A 19,578-nucleotide genomic window follows, 5' to 3' on the forward strand; every position below is an offset into this window, starting at 1 on the left:
AAAAGGGTGAGGGCGCTGACAGCCCTGCACCCTTTTTTGCTGTCTGGCGAGTTGAGTCGCCGTTAGAAGCGGAGTTTGAATGAGCGTCACCACATCGGGTCTGCAGTTGAACGTACGCCAGAAGGCGGTGAGAAGCGGCGTCGAGCTGTTGAGCTCCATGCGTTTCGCCATCGCGCTGCTCGTGGTGCTTGCCATTGCGAGCATCATCGGCACGGTCCTCACGCAGGACGACCCCTACCCCAATTACGTCAACCAGTTCGGTCCGTTCTGGGCCGATATCTTCCGGTCGCTGAGCCTCTACACGGTCTATAGCGCCTGGTGGTTCATGACGATCCTCGGCTTTCTCGTCACGTCGATCTCGCTGTGCGTGATCCGTAACGGCCCGAAGATGATCGCCGACATGAAGAGCTGGAAGGACAAGGTCCGCGAAAGCAGCCTGCGCGCGTTCCACCACAAAGGCGAATTCACCGTTGCCGGCGCATCGCGCGAGGAGGCTGCCGCGGCGCTCGGCAAGCTTGCGCAGCGGCTTGGCTATCGTTTCGTCACGCGCGAGTCCGAAGGCGCCACGCTGATCGCGGCCAAGCGCGGCGCGCTCACGAGAGTCGGCTACATCTTCGCGCACGTCGCGATCGTGGTGATCTGCATCGGCGGCCTGCTCGACAGCAACCTGCCGATCAAGCTCCAGATGTGGCTCTTCGACAAGACGCCGATCCGCAGCAATGCCGTCATCAACGACATTCCGCCCGAGCACCGGCTTTCCACGTCGAACCCGACGTTCCGCGGCTATGCCTGGGTTCCGGAGGGGCAATACGTCTCCACGGCGATCCTCAACGAGCCGGACGGCTCGCTGATCCAGGATCTGCCGTTTTCGATCCAGTTGAACAAGTTCATCGTCGACTACTACTCGACCGGTATGCCGAAGCTCTTCGCGAGCGATATCGTCGTGATCGACCACAAGACCGGCCAGCGCATTCCGGCTCGTATCGAGGTGAACAAGCCGTTCGAATACGACGGCGTGTCGATCTACCAGTCGAGCTTCCAGGACGGCGGCTCGCAGCTTTCGATGACGGCCTGGCCTATGGTCGGCGCGAGCGCGAAGGGCTTCTCCGTAGGCGGCACGGTCGGCAATACTTCGCCGCTGAAGCTCCCGGCGGGCGAGACCGTGCCGGGCGTGGACGGCCAGACCATCGAGTTCGCCGATTTCCGCGCGATCAACGTCGAAAACATCTCGAATGGCAGCGGGGCGAACGACGTGCGCGGAGTCGCGCACCAGTCGCTCAAGGAGGCGTTCGACGAGCGCCTCGGTTCGGGGGCGAAGTCGTCGAAGCCGCTCGACCTGCACAACGTCGGGCCGTCGGTACAGTACAAGATCCGCGACAAGGACGGCCAGGCGCGCGAGTACAACAACTACATGCTGCCCGTCGACGTGAGCGGCGCGCGCATGTTCCTCGCGGGCATGCGCGAGAACCCCGACGATCCGTTCCGCTACGTGCGCATTCCCGCCGACAGCGGCGGCACGCCGAAGGAGTGGGTGATGCTGCGTGCGGCGTACGAGGACCCGGCGCTGCGCGCCGGGGCGGCGCATCGCTTCGCACTGCGCTCGGTCCCTGACTCGAACAAGGAGCTCCAGCAGCATCTGGAGGACAGTGCCCTGCGCGTGCTGACCCTTTTTGCGGGCACGGGCCAGTCCGCCGCGAAGTCTGCGGACCCGCAGGACGCAGGCGGTTTCCAGGCGGTGGCGGCGTTCATCGACAAGTCGGTGCCGAAGGATCAGCAGGAGAAGGCTGCGGGCCTCCTGCTGCGCATGCTGGAGGGGGCGACGTGGGACCTCTGGCAGATCGCGCGCGAACAGGCCGGTGAGCCCGACCTCAAGCCCGACGCGGACTCGGCGCGTTTCGTGCAGGATTCGATCAACGCGGTTTCGGACAGCTTCCTGTACGGCGCGCCGGTCTATCTACAGCTCGATTCATTCAGGCAGGTGCAAGCTTCGGTATTTCAGTTGACGCGCGCGCCGGGCAAAAAAGTCGTGTATCTTGGCAGCCTGCTCCTCGTACTTGGCATCTTCTCCATGTTCTACGTGCGCGAACGGCGGCTGTGGTTCTGGCTGAAGGATGCCGGCAGGGATCAGGACCAGCAGGACCATCACGGCGTGGACGTGATCATGGCGATGTCGACCGCACGCCGGACCCTGGACTTCGAAAAGGAATTTGCCCGCACCCGCGACGCGGTTGGCCGCGCGCTCGGAGTAGCGCCCCGGGCCACACCGGAAAGTGACGGGGGCGAGGGTGGCGAAAGCGGGCCGGACCGTGCGCCTCGATCCACGGATTCTCATGATCAACGGCGGTAAGCCCATGGACTTGACCCAGGTTTCTTCTTCTGCCAATGCCCGCCGCGCCAGCCGCGCGGCGGCTGCGGGCGCCGCGCGCGAGGGTGCGCACGGCTTGCCCGATGACGCGCTGTTCGACGAGCGCCCCTTCCTGCGCCGCCTTTCGGTGGTGGACTGGTTGTTCGCCTTGGCGCTCGTGGCCGGCGCGGGTTTCGCGCTGGACCGCTATCACGCGCACATGAACTACTACGACAAGCTGGTGCTGTGCGGCGTGGTGCCGGCGCTCGTCGTGCTCGGCTGGCGCTGGAAGCCGTCGCGCCTTCTGATGGCTGCGATCGCCGTGATCTCGATCGGGGCGATCCAGCTCTACCAGGGCGACCTCTCGCGCGCCGATTCGGCCTTCTTCCTCAAGTACTTCCTGTCGAGCCAGTCGGCCATCCTCTGGATGAGCGCGCTCTTCGTGCTTGCCACGTTCTTCTACTGGATCGGCCTCCTTTCGCGCTCGGAAACGGGCGGCGCGATTGGCACACGGCTTACGTGGGCGGCCGTGCTGATGGGCTTCGTCGGCATGATGGTGCGCTGGTACGAGTCGTACCTGATCGGCGCGGACGTCGGCCACATTCCCATCTCGAACCTCTACGAAGTGTTCGTGCTGTTCAGCCTCATCACGGCGCTCTTCTATCTGTATTACGAAAAGCACTACAACACGCGCGCGCTCGGGGCCTTCGTGCTGCTCGTGATCAGTGCGGCCGTCGGTTTCCTGATGTGGTACTCGATCTCGCGCGACGCCCAGCAGATCCAGCCGCTCGTGCCCGCGCTGCAGAGCTGGTGGATGAAGATCCACGTGCCGGCGAACTTCATCGGCTACGGCAGCTTCGCGCTGGCGGCCATGGTCGGCGTCTCTTATCTGCTGAAGGAGCGCGGCGTGCTGGCGGACCGCCTGCCCGCGCTCGAGGTGCTCGACGACGTCATGTACAAGTCGATCGCCGTCGGCTTCGCTTTCTTCACGATCGCGACGATCCTCGGCGCGCTCTGGGCCGCACAGGCCTGGGGCGGTTACTGGAGCTGGGACCCGAAGGAGACCTGGGCCCTGATCGTCTGGCTCAACTACGCGGCGTGGCTGCACATGCGGCTCATGAAGGGCCTGCGCGGCGGCATTGCCGCCTGGTGGGCGCTCACGGGCCTGCTCGTGACCACCTTCGCCTTCCTGGGCGTGAACATGTTCCTCTCGGGTCTGCATAGTTACGGCAAGCTGTAACTTTCTCCGCCCGCAGGACGAACTAACCGTCGGATGCTTCGCACCGGCGGTTTTTTTTCGTTCCCGGGGAAGATTCGTCCGATGCGCGTGTTAGTGGTGATGTGGACGACATAGGAGCAGCAACATGTTGATCAGGCGTAGCAGCAGGATCCTCCTCAACGGTGACGACATCCCGGCGAGCGAGATTACGCCTCAAAAGGTGTTCGAACAGCGCAGACGTTTGCTGCAGGCGGCGGGTGCGCTCGCGCTGGGCGGCATCGCGGGGACGTTCGGCGCGACGCGCGCCCATGCGGAGTACGCGTCGCCCGATCCGAAGGCGCAGAAACTTCCCGCGAAGACCGACGCGAAGTTTGTCGTGCCCGACAAGGTCACGCCGTACAAGGACGTGACCACGTACAACAATTTCTACGAGTTCGGCACCGACAAGGGCGATCCGGCCGAGAACGCCCATACGTTGCGGCCGCGTCCGTGGCGCGTGAGCGTGGAGGGCGAGGTCAGGAATCCGAAAGTTTACGATATCGACGAGATCCTCAAGCTCGCGCCGTTCGAAGAGCGCGTGTACCGGCACCGCTGCGTGGAGGCCTGGTCGATGGTGATTCCCTGGGTTGGCGTGCCGCTCTCGGAGCTGATTCGCCGCGCCCAGCCCACCGGCAATGCGCGCTATGTCCAGTTCATCACGCTGGCGGATCCTTCGCAGATGCCCGGCATCTCCGATCCCGTCCTCAACTGGCCGTATTCGGAAGGGCTGCGCATGGATGAGGCCATGAATCCGCTGACGCTGCTCACGGTGGGGCTCTACGGCCAGGTGCTGCCGAACCAGAATGGCGCGCCCGTGCGCATCGTCGTGCCGTGGAAGTATGGCTTCAAGAGTGCGAAGTCGATCGTCAAGATCCGCTTCGTCGAGGCGCAGCCGCCGACGAGCTGGAACACCTACGCGCCGAACGAGTACGGCTTCTATTCGAACGTGAACCCGAACGTCGATCACCCGCGCTGGAGCCAAGCCACGGAGCGGCGTATTGGCGAGGATGGATTCTTCACGCCCAAGCGCAAGACGCTGATGTTTAACGGCTATGGCGATCTGGTGGCGTCGATGTATCAGGGCATGGATCTGCGCAAGAACTTCTGAGGTTCGAGGCAGCAATGGAGCAACCGATGGAATCGACGACGACAGCCGGCACCGCGCCCGCAGCGGCGCCGCGCGCGGCCGCGAAGAACGCCGCGGCGAAACGTGCCGCCGCGAAAGTGCCGGCCGGTCCGCGCTGGCTGCCCTGGGTCAAGGCCGCCGTCTTCGTGGCGGCGTGGTATCCGCTGGCGCGCATCGTTCTTTTCGGCATAACCGGGCAGATCGGCGCGAATCCGATCGAGTTCATCACGCGCTCGACGGGCCTCTGGACGCTCGTGTTTCTTTGCATCACGCTGGCCGTCACGCCGCTGCGCCGGCTCACGGGATGGAACACGCTGATCCGCTTTCGCCGCATGCTTGGCCTTTACGCGTTCTTCTACGCTGCGCTGCATTTCACGACTTACATCTGGTTCGACAAGTGGTTCGACGTGATGGCGATGTTCAAGGATGTCGGCAAGCGGCCCTTCATCACGGTCGGCTTCGCAGCTTTCGTGCTGCTGATTCCGCTCGCCGTGACCTCGACGCGCGGCATGGCGCGTCGGCTCGGACGCCGCTGGCAGACGCTGCATCGGCTCATCTATCCGATAGGCGTGCTGGCGATCCTGCATTTCTGGTGGATGAAGGCGGGCAAGCACGACCTCGCACAGCCCAAGCTCTATGCGGCGATCCTGATCGTGCTGCTCGGCTGGCGGATTGGCGTCTGGCTGCTTGCGCGGTATCGGTCGGGGAGCGCCGTGCGGGCCACGTAGGCACTTGCGCTCCAGCTGTTACGGCTCGGGCTATTTGAGTTTGGGCGGGGGGTATTTGTCTCGCGTTCGTCCAGGGCGATTTCCTGAATTTCAGCGTGAGCATCGTGCGATGCGGTGGACATGAGATAGGCCGGTACTCCTCTGTTATCGTGAGACGGCTCTCACACCAGCCCACGAACGCAGAACAGCCCGGCCTATGCTTCGGATCGTACATTCCTTTCTCACGCTCGAACAGCATCTTCGCTCCATCGTCACCACGCCCCAGTCCTATCATCCCGGCCGCTGCCCGCACTGCGGCCGCACGTGCCTGTGGGCGCACGGCTTCTATGAACGCAAGGCCGACCGAAGCGTCACCGGCGCGCTCAATCCGGTGCCCGTGCCACGCTATTGCTGTGCCGCCTGCCGACGTACCTGTTCGCGCCTGCCGCTGTGCATCTGCCCGCTGCGCTGGTACGGCTGGGCGTTGCAGCAACTCGTGCTCTGCCTGATCCTCTCTGGCCTGTCGCTGCGCCGCATCGCAGCCCTGGTCGGCATCGATCGCCACACCGTGCGCCGCTGGTGGCGATGGCTCATGCGCTGCAGTGAGGACTTTGCCTTCGCCCTGCGAAGCCGCTTGCCCGAACTGGGCCGCGCAGCCGACACGGCGACCTTCTGGCGCCCCTGCTTCGCGCTCATGTCGCTGTCGCGTGCGATGGCCTGGCTTGATCTGGATGGCCTCGATGTCCCGTGATCGGCTGAACGCAATTCCACACGAGACGCACTGCCGGACGCGGTAACGGGCAACCCACAGGGTCTGCCCACTGCCGCCTGCACGGCATCAGGCGTTTCATGAGGTCTCTTCCACTTCAACGGAGACTTCATGAACGACATCGACCCCGTGGCGCTGTTCCGGCTGTCCGTGCTCGGCCCCATCGTGAGCCGCGAGCGACTCGAACGCGGCGAGCTGCTACAGCTGTTGCGTCAGCTCGCCCTCAAGGAGTACGCGATCCCGGGCTCGCGCCGGCGTCACATCAGCGAGCGCACGTTGCAGACGTGGTACTACGCCTGGCGACGCGAAGGCATCGCAGGGCTCGCCATCCGGCCGCGCACCGACACGGGTCGCTCGAAGCTGCCCGAGGTCGTGCAGGCTGCGGTGCTCGCCGCCAAACGCGAGAACCCCAGCCGCTCGGTGCGCCAGATCCGGCTGTTGCTGGAGGCCACCGGCATCGTGGCGCGCGGCACACTCTCACGCTGCGCCGTGCACCGCCTGCTCAAGTCTCACGACCTCTCGCGTATCGCCAGCCCTACAGTCGTTGCCCAGGAGAAGCGCAGCTTCGTGGCCGAGTACGCTGGCTCCATCTGGTACGGTGACGTCATGCACGGCCCGACGTTCTCGTTTGGCGGGGCGCGCCGCAAGACCTATCTCGTCTCGCTCATGGACGATGCCTCGCGCCTCGTTGCACACAGCGCCTTCTGTCTGTCCGAGACGGCCCTCGAGATCGAGGGCGTGCTCAAGCAGGCGCTCTTGCGTCGCGGAATTCCAAAGATGCTCGTCGTCGATAACGGCGCGGCCTATCGCGCCGCGAGCCTGCAGACCATCTGCGCAGACCTGGGCGTGCGTCTCGTGCATTGCCAGCCTTACCAGCCCACAAGCAAGGGCAAGCTCGAACGCTGGCACCGTACCGTACGCGAGCAGTTCCTCTCCGAACTGGACACCACACACATCCGCGAGCTGACTGACCTGAACGCGCGGCTGTGGGCGTGGCTCGAACAGGTCTACCACTGCGAGCCACACAGCGCGCTGGGCGAGAACGTGACGCCGCTCTCGCGCTACCGGCAGGACCTGCCGCGCATCCGCGCGCTCGGCTCGCTTGCCCCCAGGCTCGATGAGCTGTTCCTGCACCGCGTCGAGCGACGCGTGCGCCGCGACGGCACCGTCTCGTACGAAGGCGCCGTCTTCGAGGTGCCCTATGAACTCAGCGGCCACTACGTCGTGCTCGTCGTCGATCCGCACGCCGGTACGGTCGTGCGTGTCCAGAGCAGGCAGGGCGCTCCACTGGGCGCGGCCACCGCGCTTGATGCGCTGGCCAACAGCCGGCGCCGGCGCAGCAGGACGCCCGCCGTTGCCGCGACTGCAGCGCCCGCTGCCACAGCCAACCTCATCGAACTCGTCCATCAACATCATTACCGTCGCGAGGACTGACACATGTACCGCCAACACTTCGGCCTGCGTTGCGCGCCGCTGGACACCGACGGCACCGATCTGTGGGACGATGGCGCGCTCGCGCGCCTGTCCGAACGCTTCCAGTGGCTGCTCGACAGCCCCGGCATCGGCCTGCTCACCGGGGAGCCCGGCGTGGGCAAGACCGCCATGCTGCGCCACCTCACGCGCAACCTCAATCCGCACCGCTACCAGACCATCTATCTGTCCGAGACCGAGTTCGGGCGCATCGACCTGTACCGCTCGCTGGCCCGCGAACTCGGGCTCGAACCCAGCTACCGGCGCGCGGACCTGTGGCGCGACATCAAGCAGCGCATCACCGAGCTGGCCAACGGCAAGCAGGTCCTGCCGGTGTGGATCATCGATGAGGCGCAGAACCTGCCGCCGGAGTTCTTCCGCGACTTCCCCTCGTTCCTGAACTTCGCCTTCGACGCCCGCAGTCTCATCACCGTGTGGCTTGCCGGCCATCCGGAGCTGGCCCCGATGCTCGAGCGCAACGCTTACGCCGCGCTCTACAGCCGCATCCAGACCCGCGTGCAACTGCAGCCCGTCACCGAGCACGCCCGCTTCGCACAGCTCATCGCCCACGCGCTCAAGGCCGCCGGCTGCAACCACACGCTGATCTCCGAAACCGGGCTCGAACTGCTGCGCCAGGCTTCGCGCGGATTGCCGCGCAATGCCGGGCGTATCCTGCGCACCGCCATGCAGCTGGCTGTGCCCAAAGGGCTGAACCATCTGCCCGACGAGCTGTTGCAGCAGGCGATTGGGGAAATGCGATGAGCCGCCGCCCTCAGCAGCCAGGTCAGTCACGCACACCGTCCACGCGTATCGGGCCACGACCGCCGCCGCTACCCGCGCTCACCGACGAGGCGGCGGCCCAGATCCAGCAACTGTTGTGCGACTGGCTGCTGTGGTTCAGCAGCGCATACGCAGAGCAGATCCAGCGCAGCAGGCAACCATGGTCCGCCCCGGTGCGGCATCACATCGACGATCCGTTCTGAGCGACGGCCCCGGGCGAGCATCCCGGGGCCGTTGCTCTTGCAGCGCGCGACAACATTGCGCCGGGTGTCGATCTACGTCTCGCGTTCGACTGCGGTTCATTCATTCTCGCTGAGCGCGAGACATCCGCCACTGTCTCAACGCCAAATATCTCGCACTACAGAATACCGTTTAGATCGCGACGGAACATCCAGCGCGTTCTGCATAACAAAAAAGCGACGCCTCGAAAGAGGTGTCGCTTTTTTTGAGGCTGTGCCGTTGCCGGCTTAGTCCGGCAGGATCCGCTCGCCGGCCAGCAACTGCGCGACCGTCTCGCGTTCGCGCGCGACGTGCACGCGCGTGCCGTCCACCATGACCTCGGCGGCGCGCGGACGCGTGTTGTAGTTCGAGCTCATCACGAAGCCGTACGCACCCGCGGAGCGGATTGCGAGCAGATCGTCCGGTTCGATCGCGAGCGTGCGTGCGCGGCCGAGCCAGTCGCCGCTTTCGCAGACGGGGCCGACCACGTCGTAAGTCTGGGCGGGCGCGTTGCGTTCCACGACTGGCTCGATCGCATGGTACGCGTCGTACATCGCCGGACGGGCGAGGTCGTTCATCGCCGCATCGACGATGGCGAAGTTCTTCTCCGCGCCCGGCTTCAGGAACTCCACGCGCGTGAGCAGTACACCTGCGTTACCGACCAGCGAACGGCCCGGCTCGAAGAACACTTCGCGCGCCTTGCCGTCCTTCGCGCCGCGCGCCTCGATGCGGTCGAGCACCGTGCGCACGAATGCGCCGATCTCGGGCGGCGTCTCGTCGTTGTAGCGGATGCCGAGGCCGCCGCCCACGTCGATGTGACGGATCTCCACGCCGTCGGCCTCGATCTGGCCGACGAGTTCGAGCAGCTTGTCGATGGCGTCGAGGTAAGGCGCGATTTCGGTGATCTGCGAGCCGATATGGCAGTCGATGCCCACGACGTCGAGATGCGGCATGGCGGCCGCCGCGCGATAGGTGGCGCGCGCGTCGTCGAACGCGACGCCGAACTTGTTTGCCTTCAGGCCCGTCGAGATGTAGGGATGCGTCTTCGGATCGACGTCCGGGTTCACGCGCAGCGAGACCGGCGCCGTCTTGCCGAGGGCACCCGCCACCGCGTTCAGGCGGTCGAGTTCGGGAATCGATTCGACGTTGAAGCATTTCACGCCTGCTTCGAGCGCGACACGCATGTCGTCGGCGGTCTTGCCGACGCCCGAGAACACGACGTTTTCCGCCTTGCCGCCCGCGGCCAGCACGCGCGCAAGTTCGCCGCCCGACACGATGTCGAAGCCGGCGCCAAGGCGCGCGAACAGGTTCAGCACCGCGAGGTTGCTGTTCGCCTTGACCGCCACGTGGATCGAGGCGCGCCGGCCGGCGCACGCGTCGGCGTAGGCATGCCATGCGGCGGTGAGCGCCGCGCGCGAGTACACGTAGAGCGGTGTGCCGAACTGCGCGGCGAGATCGGTGGCGCTGACGCCCTCGACGTAGAACGTACCGTCGATGCGGTGGAAAGCGGGTTGGGTCATGCGAGCGTCTTATTGGGTTGGCGTGGCGCTGGAAGCCGGCTGCGGGCTGGCGGGCGCCGTTGGGGTCGTGCCGAGTTCGGTGTCGGGGGACAGGGTGAGCGGCGTGCCGGACGTGTCGGGAATCGAGCCTGCTTCAACACCCGAAGCGCTCGAAGCCGCGGACGCGGCTTCAGGCGCTGTCGTTCCGGTGTCTTGCGTTTCGAAATTGGGCTTGGGCGGAAGCGGCGGCACGGTGGGCATGTAGAGCGCGCCGCGCTGGCCGCAGCCGACGAGTGCAAAGACTGCCGAAATGGCTAAAATTGCGCCGGGCGCCGCTGCGCGCATCCTGGAAATGACACGCATAATTGTCCCTGAATGAATAACCGGTGGAGTTTAGCATGACCGACAGTGACTACCTGGGCCGCGCGGAAGCCGTGCTGGCAGCGGTGGAGCGCGCTGTGGACGAGGCCGATGCCGATATCGAACTCGAGCGCAGCGGCAATGTTTTGACACTCGAATTCGAGAACCGGACCAAGATCATCGTGAACCTGCAGCCGCCGATGAGCGAGATCTGGATTGCCGCGAAGGCGGGCGGTTTTCACTACCGCTTTATCGACGGTGAATGGCGCGATACGCGAAGCGGCACGGAGTTCTTTTCCTCGCTCTCGGCTTATGCGACGGAGCAGGCCGGCGAGCCGGTCAGCTTTACGCCCTGACCAGGGTTGAGCCGCCTGGCTGCGCCAGCGCTGCCTGTTCAGTGCCCGCGGAACAGGTTCATGATGTCTTCCTTCTCCTTTGCGTTCACCTGCTCGGGCTCCGGCGCCTCCCCGGCGCCGGCCGCGCCCGCTGCTCCGCTCGCATCCGATGCGCCGCTCGCCGCCGCATCGAGCGCCGCCTGGCTGATACCCACCGTCGAGACGAAGCCGTTCCCCGGCGTCATGTCGGCGTAGTACAGCTCGTCGCCTAGCGTCACGACGCCATCGGGCATCGGCATCCTGTACTCCGGCACGCCGTTGAGCGCTCGGGCCATGTAGTCGATCCACACGGGTAGTGCGAGGCCGCCGCCCGTTTCCTTGTCGCCGAGACTGCGCGGGTTGTCGTAGCCGATCCATGCGATCGCGGTGAGCGTGTGCTGATAACCCGCGAACCACGCGTCGCGCGAGTCGTTGGTCGTGCCCGTCTTGCCGCCCAGGTCGGTGCGCTTGAGGACGTTCGACTTCGCGCCCGTGCCGCGCTGCGCGACGCTCTGCAAGAGGCTGTTCATGATGTACGCGTTGCGCGGGTCGATGGCGCGCGGCGCGTTCTGCTGCGCGACGAGCGGCTGCGCCTGCGCGACCACCATGCCGCGCTGGTCCGTGACTTCGGCAATCAGATAGGGATTGACGCGGTAGCCGCCGTTGGCGAATACCGAATAGCCCGCCGCCATCTGCAGCGGCGTGACGAGACCCGCGCCGAGCGCCATGGGCAGATAGGCCGGATGGCGGTCGGCGTCGAACCCGAAGTGCGTGATGTACTGCTGCGCGTATTTCGTGCCGATGTGGCTGAGGATGCGGATCGACACGAGGTTCTTCGATTTCATGAGCGCGGTGCGCATGGTCATCGGGCCGTCGAAGCCGCCGCCGTAGTTTTTCGGCTCCCACGCCTGGCCGCCCGTTTCGGCGGCGCTGAAGAAGAGCGGGGCGTCGTTGATGATGGTGGCCGGCCCGAGCCCTTTGTCCAGCGAGGCCGAATAGATGAACGGCTTGAAGCTGGAGCCCGGCTGGCGCCACGCCTGCGTGACGTGGTTGAACTTGTTCTTGTTGAAGTCGAACCCGCCCACGAGCGCGCGGATCGCGCCGTCCTGCGGCACGACCGAAACAAAGGCGCCCTCGATCTGCGGCAATTGCGTGATCGACCAGTCTCCCGCGTCGTTGCGCACGACGCGGATGATCGCGCCGGGCCGGATGCGCTGGCTGGGCTGCGCGCGCGGGCCGAGCGCGAACTGCGCGAAGCGCAGGCCGTCGCCCTGGAGGGTAGCGGCATTGCCGTCGATGAAGGTGGCCTCGACCTCTTTCGGGCTCGCGGATGTCACGACCGCCGCGATGAGTTCGCCGTTGTCCGGGTGTTCGAGGAGCGCGTCGTCGATGGCCTGCTCGCGGTCATCGGTGTCTTCGGGCAGATCGATGAATGCCTCGGGGCCGCGATAGCCGTGACGCCGTTCGTAGTCCATGAGGCCCTTGCGCAACGCACGATACGCCACATCCTGGTCGGCCGAATCGAGAGTCGTCAGGACGTTCAGCCCGCGCGTGTAGGCCTCTTCGTGATACTGCGCGACCATCATCTGGCGGACCATTTCGGCGACATATTCCGCATGGACGCTGTATTCCCTGGTCGCGCTCTTGACGATGAGCGGCTGCTTCACCGCCTCGTCGTACTGGTCCTGCGTGATGTAGCGCAGCTCCAGCATGCGCTCCAGTATGTACTCCTGACGAACCTTCGCCCGTTTCGGGTTGACCACGGGATTGTAGGCCGACGGCGCTTTCGGCAGACCGGCCAGCATCGCGCATTCGGCGAGCGTGAGGTTCTTCAGGTCCTTGCCGAAATACACCCGGGCCGCGCTCGCGAAGCCGTACGCGCGCTGCCCGAGGTAGATCTGGTTCATGTAGACCTCGAGAATCTGGTCCTTCGAGAGCTTCGATTCGATCTTGTACGCGAGCAGCATCTCGTAGATCTTGCGCGTGTAGGTCTTCTCGCTCGACAGGAAGAAGTTGCGCGCGACCTGCATGGTGATCGTGCTCGCGCCCTGCGTGGCGTGGCCGTTAGTGAGGGCGACGATGCCGGCGCGCGCGATGCCCGTGAGGTCCACGCCGCCATGGTCGTAGAAGCGCGCGTCCTCGATCGCGAGCACGGCTTTCTTGAGATCGTCCGGCACGTCCTGAATGTGCACGATGTCGCGCCGTTCTTCGCCAAATTCGCCGATCAGCACGTGGTCGCGCGTGTAGATACGCAGCGGGACCTTGGGCCGGTAGTCGGTGAGCGCGTCGATCGACGGCAGGTTCGGTGTCGCGACGATCAACGCGTAGCCGAGCACGAGCGCCGCGCAGGCCACGCCCGCCACGATCAGGCCGGCGAAGCCGATGAGCAGCTTGAACCACCACGGCCGCCGGCGTTTGGGCGGCGCGGGCGGTGTAGGCGGTGGAACGGGCGACGGCGACGAGATCTCTTGCATACGGATACCGAAAAAACAGTCCCGCGATTATAGCCGTCCGGCACCGGATGCTTTCGGGATGCTTACGTTGACGATGAGAGCCGGCAGACGCATGCCTTCACTGTAGACGCGCCCCTCACGCCTGAATAGCGGCGGTGGCCCGGATTGGCCGTTCGGACGAATATTCGGAGCGGTGCGGGGTTTGCACAATGCTTCCTGACGCAAACGCCCGAACGGTTCGTGGCGAGCGAAGCCAATGAGGGACTGCAATGGGGTTTGGGAGGCCGATGTTGTTGGGTGCGCGCCGCTTTGCCGCAGGTGTCGATGTCGCGGCGCGCGGAGTCACGCTGGCCGTGCTGAGCCGGCGCCTTTTTGGCGCGGGCCCGGTGCGCGTCGAATGGCTGGCGAGTGAGCCGCTCGCGCGGGAGGCGATGGCGGGTGCGGACATTGTCGATCGCCCCGCGGTCGTGCAAGCGCTGCGCAGCGTGTTCAGCCGGCTGCCGCGCGTGTGCGCGGCGGCTTCGATGCGCTGCGCGATGGCGCTGCCCACGAATGCCACGCTCGTCGCGACCGTGCCGCTCGCGCATCTCGCGCCGGCCGGCTGTCATGCGGACGAGTCGCAGATTTATGCCGAGCTGGAGCCGTTCGTGCTGGCGGAAGCGGAACGCGTGGCGGGCGTCGAGCGTCACGAACTCGCCGTCGACTGGCGGGTGGCGCCCTGGAGCGGAACGGTGCCTCGCGGGGCGCAGGTCACGATTGCCGCGACGGCGCGTGCACATCTGGAGGCGCGCATCGAGTGCGCGGCCATGGCGGGTATCACGTTGTGCGCCGTGGACGACGAGGCTCACGCCGCACTGCGCGCGTTGCGCCATGCGGCGGTGTTCGAGTTGCCGCCGCATGAACCGTATGTGGCGTTATGGATTGGTTCCGAGGGCGTGCGCGGCTGGGCCGTGGCCGACGATGCCATCGCACGCGAAATGCGCTTTCCCGCGCTCGAGTACGCGGACCTCGTCGAAGCGCTTCGTGATCTCGTGCAGGAGGAGCCGCCGGGCTGTGCCGTCGTGGCCGGCGACCTCGCCTTGCTGAGTGGTGTGCACTTCACGCTGGCGGATATCGGCAGCGTGCTTGGCTGTCCTGCCTTGCCGTTCGAATGCGCGACGCTTGCTGACCCGGAGCGGCCGCTTGCGGCGGGGCTGGCGCACGATCCGTCGTGCGCGGTGGCCTTCGGTCTGGCACTGCGGGGAGTGAGTGAATGAGGCGCGGGGGTAGCGGCAGCGCACAGAGCGTCGCAATGCGCATCGGATTCAACCTGCTGCCGTGGCGGCAGCGCGAAATGCGCCGGTTGCTGTGGCGGCGGATGTTCGAGTGGTGTGCCGCGGCGCTTCTGGGCTGTGCCTGTGTCGCGCCGCTCGTCGGTTGGCAACTGTGGACGCGTGGCCGGGCCGATGCGCGGCGTGAGGTCGTCGAGCAGGCCGTGCAACGGTTGCGCTTGCCGCTTGCCGAGGCAGGCCGGCTCGCAAGCGAGGCGGCTGCGCAGCACGCCGCAGCGGAACTGGCGCAGCAGCACGCGAAGCCGTTGAAGCGCCTGATGGCGTTGTTCGATGGGCTGGCCAGCGCGGGCATCGCGGGCGTCGCGCTGCAACAGGTAGTGCAGCGCGGCGACGAAGCGGAACTGCAAGCTGCGGCGGTTGACGAGTCCACGGTGGCCGAGTGGCTCGGGCACCTGCGCGCCCTGCCCGAAGCGGCTGAGGTGAGCGTACGCGAGCTGAAGCGGGCACCGCCTGCGGCAGGTGCGAAAGAAGCGACGGCCGGCAACGAGCCGATCCACGTGATGGTGCGAGTCGTTTGGCAGGGCGCGTATTCGGGACCGGCGAAGCGGGCGACCGAAAGCCATGAAGACAGATTGAGGAATCCGAAATGAGTAGCGTGCTCGTTGACCGAGCCGATTCGCTCGCAAATATGAATGGTGCCGCGTTGCGCCGCCGGGCGGCACTGCATGCGTGGGGCTGGCGGCAGAGGTTGAGCGTTTTCGTGGCAACGGCAGTACTCGCTGCATCGTTGGCGGGTTTTGCCTGCACGGTGGGAGATCTTGCTGGGCTGCGCGCGTCGGAAGCGCGATTGAACGATGCGCAGCGTGAGTTCGCGCAAGCCCGGCGGACCGTGGCACGCCTGCCCGCACTCCGGGCGGCGGCTGCGTCAATAGAGGGGCAGCGTGCGCACGCGGACACGACAGCCGAGGATATCCGCAACATGTCCGGGCTGGCGTCGAGATCGGGGCTCTCCTTGCAATCGCTCGAACCGGCCGCGGCTGGCGGAGCAGGTCTCGCAACATTCCGCACGCTCAAGCTCGTTGCGCGGGGCGGCTTTGCCGAGCTGCATGGCTTTCTCGCCGGGCTGGGCGCGGCACCCGGGTTTGCCGTGCCGGTCGACATTGCGATCAGGCGTGCCAGCGGAGAGGGTCTCTCGATTGCCGCGACCCTGCAGGTCTTCGACCGCCTGCCCGCGTTGCTGCTAGCCGATGGGGTCGCCGGGAACGACGGCCCGACATTCGACCCATTTTCGGACCGCTTTGCGGCAAGGACGAGCGAAGGCAGGCGGCTGGCGGGCATCATGCTGGACCGCAAGGCTATCGTCGCGCTGATCGAAACGCCCGAGGGCACTCAGGCCGTGACGGCGGGACAGTCGTTCGGGAACGGTCGCGTCGAACGTATTGCGCCTTCGCACGTGGTTCTGTCCTCCGGCGGAGCGAGCGAGACGCTGGGCTGGACGGAGGAGGCCGAATGAGGCACCTTCGCGCGGTCCTCGCAACTTTGGCCGGTTTCAGCGCTATGTCTGGTGCGGCCCTTGCGATTCCACCGCCCCTGCCGGAACCGGGAGCCGCCGCGCAAGCGGTCGTGCGGCAGTCGGTGCCGCCGCTACCCGAAGGCGCCGGTACGGACGAAATAACGGGCTGGGCTGCGAATCCGTTTGCAGGCGCGGCAGGTGGCGAACCTGCCGGCAGCGAGGATTCCAATCCCGATGCGAAGCAGGCCAGCGGAGCGAACGGTGCGGCTGACGATTTGCATGCCGGCCCCGGGCCGAGCGGTACGCCCGCCGGCGAATCGCTCGAAGGCCCGCCGGTCCCGCTACGCGCTCCGCAGCGGCTGAGCGATCCGGCTTCGAAATCCGACGGTTTGCCGCCCAATCGCCCGATCACGCTGAATTTCCAGCACGCGGAGCTTGCCGCCGTGCTCCATGCATTCGCGGAGTTCACGAAGCTCAATATTGTGGCGAGTGAGCGCGTGCGCGGCCAGGTGACGCTGCGGCTCGAACAGGTGCCGTGGCGCGTGGCCTTCGATCTGCTGCTGGAGGTGAATGGCCTCGCGATGGAGCGTGCGGGCGACGTGATCTGGGTGGCTCCTGCGGCCGAACTGGCGGCGCGCGAGCGGCAACGCTTCGAAGCGCATGCGCGGGCCGCCGAGCTGGAACCGTTGGCGAGCCGCGCATTCGAACTGCACTACGCGCGAGCCGAAGACGTCCAGCGCCTCCTGAGCGGCTCGGGCACGCAGCGCGCGTTGTCCAAACGCGGCGCGGCCGTGGCCGACGCGCGCACGAATTTGCTCTTCGTGACCGATCTGCCGGCGCGCCTCGACCAGATCGCCGATCTGATCGATCTGCTCGACGCGCCGGCGCGGCAGGTGCTGATCGAGGCGCGCATCGTCGAGGGCGACGAGGGGTTGTCGCACGAACTCGGCGTGCGGCTCGGCGTGACACCGGTTCAGGGTGACGGCGCCGCGCGCGGCGTGCAGGGCGGCAAGGACGGCGTGGTCTTCGACCTGGCCGCAGGGCCGCTGGCGGGCTTCGATGCCGCGCAGGCCGGCATTTCGCTGCTCGCCGCCCACGCCACGCGCCTGCTCGACGTTCAGTTGAGCGCCATCGAGGCCGAGGGGCGCGGACGCGTGGTGTCGAGCCCGCGCGTCGTCACCGCCGACCGCACGCGGGCCGTCGTCGAACAGGGGACCGAACTGCCCTACCAGGCGAAGGTCGGGCAGGGCGTATCGGGCGTGCAGTTTCGCCGCGCCAGCCTGAAACTGGAGGTCGAGCCGCAGATCACACCCGATGGCCATGTGATCCTGGACCTCGACGTCGCCAAGGACAGCGTCGGCGAGCAGACCGCCGCGGGGCCGGCGATCAACACCAAGCACGTGCGGACGCGGGTCGAGATCGAGGACGGCGGAACAGTGTCGATAGGGGGTATCGACGCGTCCGACGATCGCGACGATGTGACGCGTGTGCCGCTCCTGGGCAAAATACCCCTTTTGGGCGCGCTTTTTTCGCATCGGGCGCACCGCGATCAGCGCAGCGAACTGGTGGTGTTCATTACACCGCGCGTCGTCGGAGCGAATTGACCCCTGATTTTCGCTTCGACGGCAGGCAGGCGTCGAAGCGCGGGCCGCAGGCTCGACAACCCCGCCGCTTTGCCAGTAAGCTGCGGCACCAACCTAAACAGGAAACGCTGCAAGTGCGGGACGCAAACGCCAATGTTTTTTTCGTAGGGCTCATGGGCGCCGGCAAGACGACCGTGGGCCGGGCGGTCGCGCGCCGGCTGGAGCGTGAGTTTTTCGACTCCGACCATGAGATCGAGGCCCGCACGGGCGCTCGCATTCCCGTGATCTTCGAGCTGGAAGGCGAGTCGGGCTTTCGCGAGCGCGAGGCCCACGTGATCGACGAGCTGACTGGCCGCGAGGGCATCGTCCTCGCGACCGGCGGCGGTGCCGTGCTGCGGCCCGAGAACCGCCTCGCGCTCAAGGAGCGCGGCTTTGTCGTCTATCTGCGCGCGAATCCGCACGATCTGTGGCTGCGCACGCGGCGCGACAAGAATCGCCCGCTCTTGCAGACCGAAGACCCGAAGGCGCGTCTGGAAGCGCTCTACGAGGTGCGCGACCCGCTCTACCGCGAGATCGCCGACTTCGTCATCGAAACCGGCCGGCCTTCCGTCAACGGGCTCGTCAACATGGTGCTGATGCAGCTCGACATGGCCGGCGTCGCGCGAACCCCGGCGCGCTGAAGGCGCGTCAGTCATAATGGCCAGCATGATTACCGTCAACGTCGAACTGGGCGACCGCGCCTACCCCATCCACATCGGCACGGGCCTCCTCGGCCAGACCGAACTGTTTGCGCCGCATATCGCCGGCCAGTCGGTGACGATCGTCACGAACACCGTCGTCGATCCGCTTTACGGCGAAGCCCTGCGCGCGGCCCTTGCGCCGCTCGGCAAGGACGTCCGCACGGTCGTGCTGCCCGATGGCGAGGCGTACAAGAACTGGGAAACCCTGAACCAGATCTTCGATGCGCTCCTCACCGCGCGTGCGGATCGCAAGACCACGCTGATCGCCCTCGGCGGCGGCGTGACCGGCGACATGACCGGTTTTGCGGCGGCCTGCTATATGCGCGGTGTGCCGTTCATCCAGGTGCCGACTACGCTACTGTCGCAGGTCGACTCGTCGGTCGGCGGCAAGACGGGGATCAATCATCCGCTCGGCAAGAACATGATCGGCGCGTTTTACCAGCCGCAGGCCGTGATCGCCGATATCGGCGTGCTGCGCACGCTGCCCGAGCGCGAGCTGGCGGCCGGCATTGCCGAGGTGATCAAGACCGGCGCCATCGCCGACGCGGCGTTTTTCGGCTGGATCGAAGCCAACGTCGAGGCGCTCAACCGCTGCGACCCGCAGGCGCTCGCGCACGCCGTCAAGCGCTCCTGCGAGATCAAGGCGTCCGTGGTGGCCGCCGACGAACGCGAAGGCGGCCTGCGCGCGATCCTCAATTTCGGCCACACGTTCGGCCACGCCATCGAAGCGGGACTGGGTTACGGCGAGTGGCTGCACGGCGAGGCGGTCGGTTGCGGCATGGTGATGGCGGCCGATCTTTCGGTGCGGCTCGGCCATCTGGACGAGGCTTCGCGCGAGCGGCTCGTGCAGGTCGTGGCGGCCGCGAAGCTGCCGGTGCGCGCGCCGGCGCTCGGCGCCAGTCGCTATGTCGAGCTGATGCAGGTCGACAAGAAGGCCGAAGGCGGTGCGATCAAATTCATCTTGCTGAATCGCTTCGGCGACACGCTGATCACCCTCGCGCCGGACGAAGCCGTTCAGGCCACGCTTGCCGTCACGACGAAGGATTGAGCGCCGCCGGCCCACATACCTTGCGGAGGAACCGGTGAGCGATAGTCGCAGTGCAGTTTCAGCA

18 protein-coding genes are annotated in these 19,578 nt (G+C 66.2%); 15 read left to right on the forward strand and 3 right to left on the reverse strand.

What is annotated here, in order from left to right:
* The first annotated feature begins 79 nt into the window (after positions 1-79).
* From WJ542_RS05115 to WJ542_RS05150, 8 genes are all read left to right on the forward strand, one after another.
* On the forward strand, positions 80-2,347 hold the full coding sequence (locus WJ542_RS05115; protein WP_411188271.1) for a cytochrome c biogenesis protein ResB: 2,268 nt from the start codon (positions 80-82) through the stop codon (positions 2,345-2,347).
* 4 nt (positions 2,348-2,351) lie between these two features.
* Positions 2,352-3,584, forward strand: coding sequence for a c-type cytochrome biogenesis protein CcsB (gene ccsB, locus WJ542_RS05120; RefSeq protein ID WP_411188272.1), 1,233 nt, complete (start codon positions 2,352-2,354; stop codon positions 3,582-3,584).
* Positions 3,585-3,708: 124 nt separating this feature from the next.
* Complete coding sequence (msrP, locus tag WJ542_RS05125) at positions 3,709-4,710, forward strand: protein-methionine-sulfoxide reductase catalytic subunit MsrP (protein WP_411188273.1); 1,002 nt, start codon at positions 3,709-3,711, stop codon at positions 4,708-4,710.
* Positions 4,711-4,724: 14 nt separating this feature from the next.
* Positions 4,725-5,456, forward strand: a complete 732-nt coding sequence (msrQ, locus tag WJ542_RS05130; protein WP_411188274.1) for a protein-methionine-sulfoxide reductase heme-binding subunit MsrQ — start codon at positions 4,725-4,727, stop codon at positions 5,454-5,456.
* A gap of 196 nt (positions 5,457-5,652) precedes the next feature.
* Positions 5,653-6,186 (forward strand): DUF6431 domain-containing protein, encoded by a 534-nt coding sequence (locus WJ542_RS05135; RefSeq protein WP_411188275.1) that lies wholly within the window; start codon positions 5,653-5,655, stop codon positions 6,184-6,186.
* Positions 6,187-6,315: 129 nt separating this feature from the next.
* Entirely contained in the window at positions 6,316-7,638 is a 1,323-nt protein-coding gene (locus WJ542_RS05140; RefSeq protein WP_411188276.1) for a DDE-type integrase/transposase/recombinase, read from the forward strand.
* A 3-nt stretch (positions 7,639-7,641) separates the two neighbouring features.
* The gene (locus WJ542_RS05145) at positions 7,642-8,436 is read left to right on the forward strand and encodes an ExeA family protein (RefSeq protein WP_411188277.1); all 795 of its coding nucleotides are present in this window, start codon (positions 7,642-7,644) and stop codon (positions 8,434-8,436) included.
* Positions 8,433-8,657, forward strand: coding sequence for a hypothetical protein (locus tag WJ542_RS05150; RefSeq protein WP_411188278.1), 225 nt, complete (start codon positions 8,433-8,435; stop codon positions 8,655-8,657). The genes WJ542_RS05145 and WJ542_RS05150 overlap by 4 nt, the downstream gene beginning before the upstream one ends.
* A gap of 264 nt (positions 8,658-8,921) precedes the next feature.
* On the opposite strand, the gene lysA is transcribed toward WJ542_RS05150, so the two are convergent.
* Both lysA and lptM read right to left on the reverse strand, forming a co-directional pair.
* Entirely contained in the window at positions 8,922-10,193 is a 1,272-nt protein-coding gene (gene lysA, locus WJ542_RS05155; protein WP_411188279.1) for a diaminopimelate decarboxylase, read from the reverse strand.
* Positions 10,194-10,202: 9 nt separating this feature from the next.
* Complete coding sequence (lptM, locus tag WJ542_RS05160; protein WP_411188280.1) at positions 10,203-10,535, reverse strand: LPS translocon maturation chaperone LptM; 333 nt, start codon at positions 10,533-10,535, stop codon at positions 10,203-10,205.
* Positions 10,536-10,570: 35 nt separating this feature from the next.
* Between lptM and cyaY the strand changes: the two genes are divergently transcribed.
* Positions 10,571-10,888 (forward strand): iron donor protein CyaY, encoded by a 318-nt coding sequence (cyaY, locus tag WJ542_RS05165; protein ID WP_411188281.1) that lies wholly within the window; start codon positions 10,571-10,573, stop codon positions 10,886-10,888.
* Positions 10,889-10,926: 38 nt separating this feature from the next.
* Here the strand turns inward: cyaY and WJ542_RS05170 are convergent, their stop codons facing one another.
* The gene (locus WJ542_RS05170; protein ID WP_411188282.1) at positions 10,927-13,380 is read right to left on the reverse strand and encodes a penicillin-binding protein 1A; all 2,454 of its coding nucleotides are present in this window, start codon (positions 13,378-13,380) and stop codon (positions 10,927-10,929) included.
* A 266-nt stretch (positions 13,381-13,646) separates the two neighbouring features.
* Here WJ542_RS05170 and pilM point away from each other — a divergent pair, with 266 nt between their 5' ends.
* The 6 genes from pilM (at position 13,647) to aroB (ending at position 19,514) form a co-directional block, all read left to right on the forward strand.
* Positions 13,647-14,615, forward strand: coding sequence for a pilus assembly protein PilM (pilM, locus tag WJ542_RS05175; protein WP_411188283.1), 969 nt, complete (start codon positions 13,647-13,649; stop codon positions 14,613-14,615).
* Between the two features lie 35 nt (positions 14,616-14,650).
* Positions 14,651-15,280 carry a hypothetical protein gene (locus WJ542_RS05180; protein ID WP_411188284.1) on the forward strand — a complete coding sequence of 210 codons (630 nt, stop codon included), beginning with the start codon at positions 14,651-14,653 and terminating at the stop codon, positions 15,278-15,280.
* A gap of 329 nt (positions 15,281-15,609) precedes the next feature.
* On the forward strand, positions 15,610-16,143 hold the full coding sequence (locus tag WJ542_RS05185; RefSeq protein WP_411188285.1) for a hypothetical protein: 534 nt from the start codon (positions 15,610-15,612) through the stop codon (positions 16,141-16,143).
* A gap of 44 nt (positions 16,144-16,187) precedes the next feature.
* A complete protein-coding gene (locus WJ542_RS05190; protein WP_411188286.1) occupies positions 16,188-17,747 on the forward strand; it encodes a type IV pilus secretin PilQ in 1,560 nt (519 codons plus the stop codon).
* 107 nt (positions 17,748-17,854) lie between these two features.
* Positions 17,855-18,406, forward strand: coding sequence for a shikimate kinase AroK (gene aroK, locus WJ542_RS05195; RefSeq protein ID WP_027797319.1), 552 nt, complete (start codon positions 17,855-17,857; stop codon positions 18,404-18,406).
* A 25-nt stretch (positions 18,407-18,431) separates the two neighbouring features.
* Complete coding sequence (gene aroB, locus WJ542_RS05200; protein ID WP_411190480.1) at positions 18,432-19,514, forward strand: 3-dehydroquinate synthase; 1,083 nt, start codon at positions 18,432-18,434, stop codon at positions 19,512-19,514.
* Positions 19,515-19,578: the final 64 nt, after the last annotated feature.

It is taken from the genome of Paraburkholderia yinzeri, from assembly GCF_046581065.1.
Lineage (GTDB): Bacteria > Pseudomonadota > Gammaproteobacteria > Burkholderiales > Burkholderiaceae > Paraburkholderia.

Coding starts and splice junctions, on each gene's coding strand:
- WJ542_RS05180 (WP_411188284.1), top strand. CDS start 14,651: ATGCGCATCGGATTCAACCTGCTGCCGTGGCGGCAGCGCGAAATGCGC.
- pilM (WP_411188283.1), top strand. CDS start 13,647: ATGTTGTTGGGTGCGCGCCGCTTTGCCGCAGGTGTCGATGTCGCGGCG.
- cyaY (WP_411188281.1), top strand. CDS start 10,571: ATGACCGACAGTGACTACCTGGGCCGCGCGGAAGCCGTGCTGGCAGCG.
- ccsB (WP_411188272.1), top strand. CDS start 2,352: ATGGACTTGACCCAGGTTTCTTCTTCTGCCAATGCCCGCCGCGCCAGC.
- lptM (WP_411188280.1), bottom strand. CDS start 10,535: ATGCGTGTCATTTCCAGGATGCGCGCAGCGGCGCCCGGCGCAATTTTA.
- WJ542_RS05185 (WP_411188285.1), top strand. CDS start 15,610: ATGTCCGGGCTGGCGTCGAGATCGGGGCTCTCCTTGCAATCGCTCGAA.
- WJ542_RS05115 (WP_411188271.1), top strand. CDS start 80: ATGAGCGTCACCACATCGGGTCTGCAGTTGAACGTACGCCAGAAGGCG.
- WJ542_RS05150 (WP_411188278.1), top strand. CDS start 8,433: ATGAGCCGCCGCCCTCAGCAGCCAGGTCAGTCACGCACACCGTCCACG.
- WJ542_RS05135 (WP_411188275.1), top strand. CDS start 5,653: ATGCTTCGGATCGTACATTCCTTTCTCACGCTCGAACAGCATCTTCGC.
- msrP (WP_411188273.1), top strand. CDS start 3,709: ATGTTGATCAGGCGTAGCAGCAGGATCCTCCTCAACGGTGACGACATC.
- msrQ (WP_411188274.1), top strand. CDS start 4,725: ATGGAGCAACCGATGGAATCGACGACGACAGCCGGCACCGCGCCCGCA.
- WJ542_RS05190 (WP_411188286.1), top strand. CDS start 16,188: ATGTCTGGTGCGGCCCTTGCGATTCCACCGCCCCTGCCGGAACCGGGA.
- lysA (WP_411188279.1), bottom strand. CDS start 10,193: ATGACCCAACCCGCTTTCCACCGCATCGACGGTACGTTCTACGTCGAG.
- WJ542_RS05170 (WP_411188282.1), bottom strand. CDS start 13,380: ATGCAAGAGATCTCGTCGCCGTCGCCCGTTCCACCGCCTACACCGCCC.
- WJ542_RS05145 (WP_411188277.1), top strand. CDS start 7,642: ATGTACCGCCAACACTTCGGCCTGCGTTGCGCGCCGCTGGACACCGAC.
- WJ542_RS05140 (WP_411188276.1), top strand. CDS start 6,316: ATGAACGACATCGACCCCGTGGCGCTGTTCCGGCTGTCCGTGCTCGGC.
- aroB (WP_411190480.1), top strand. CDS start 18,432: ATGATTACCGTCAACGTCGAACTGGGCGACCGCGCCTACCCCATCCAC.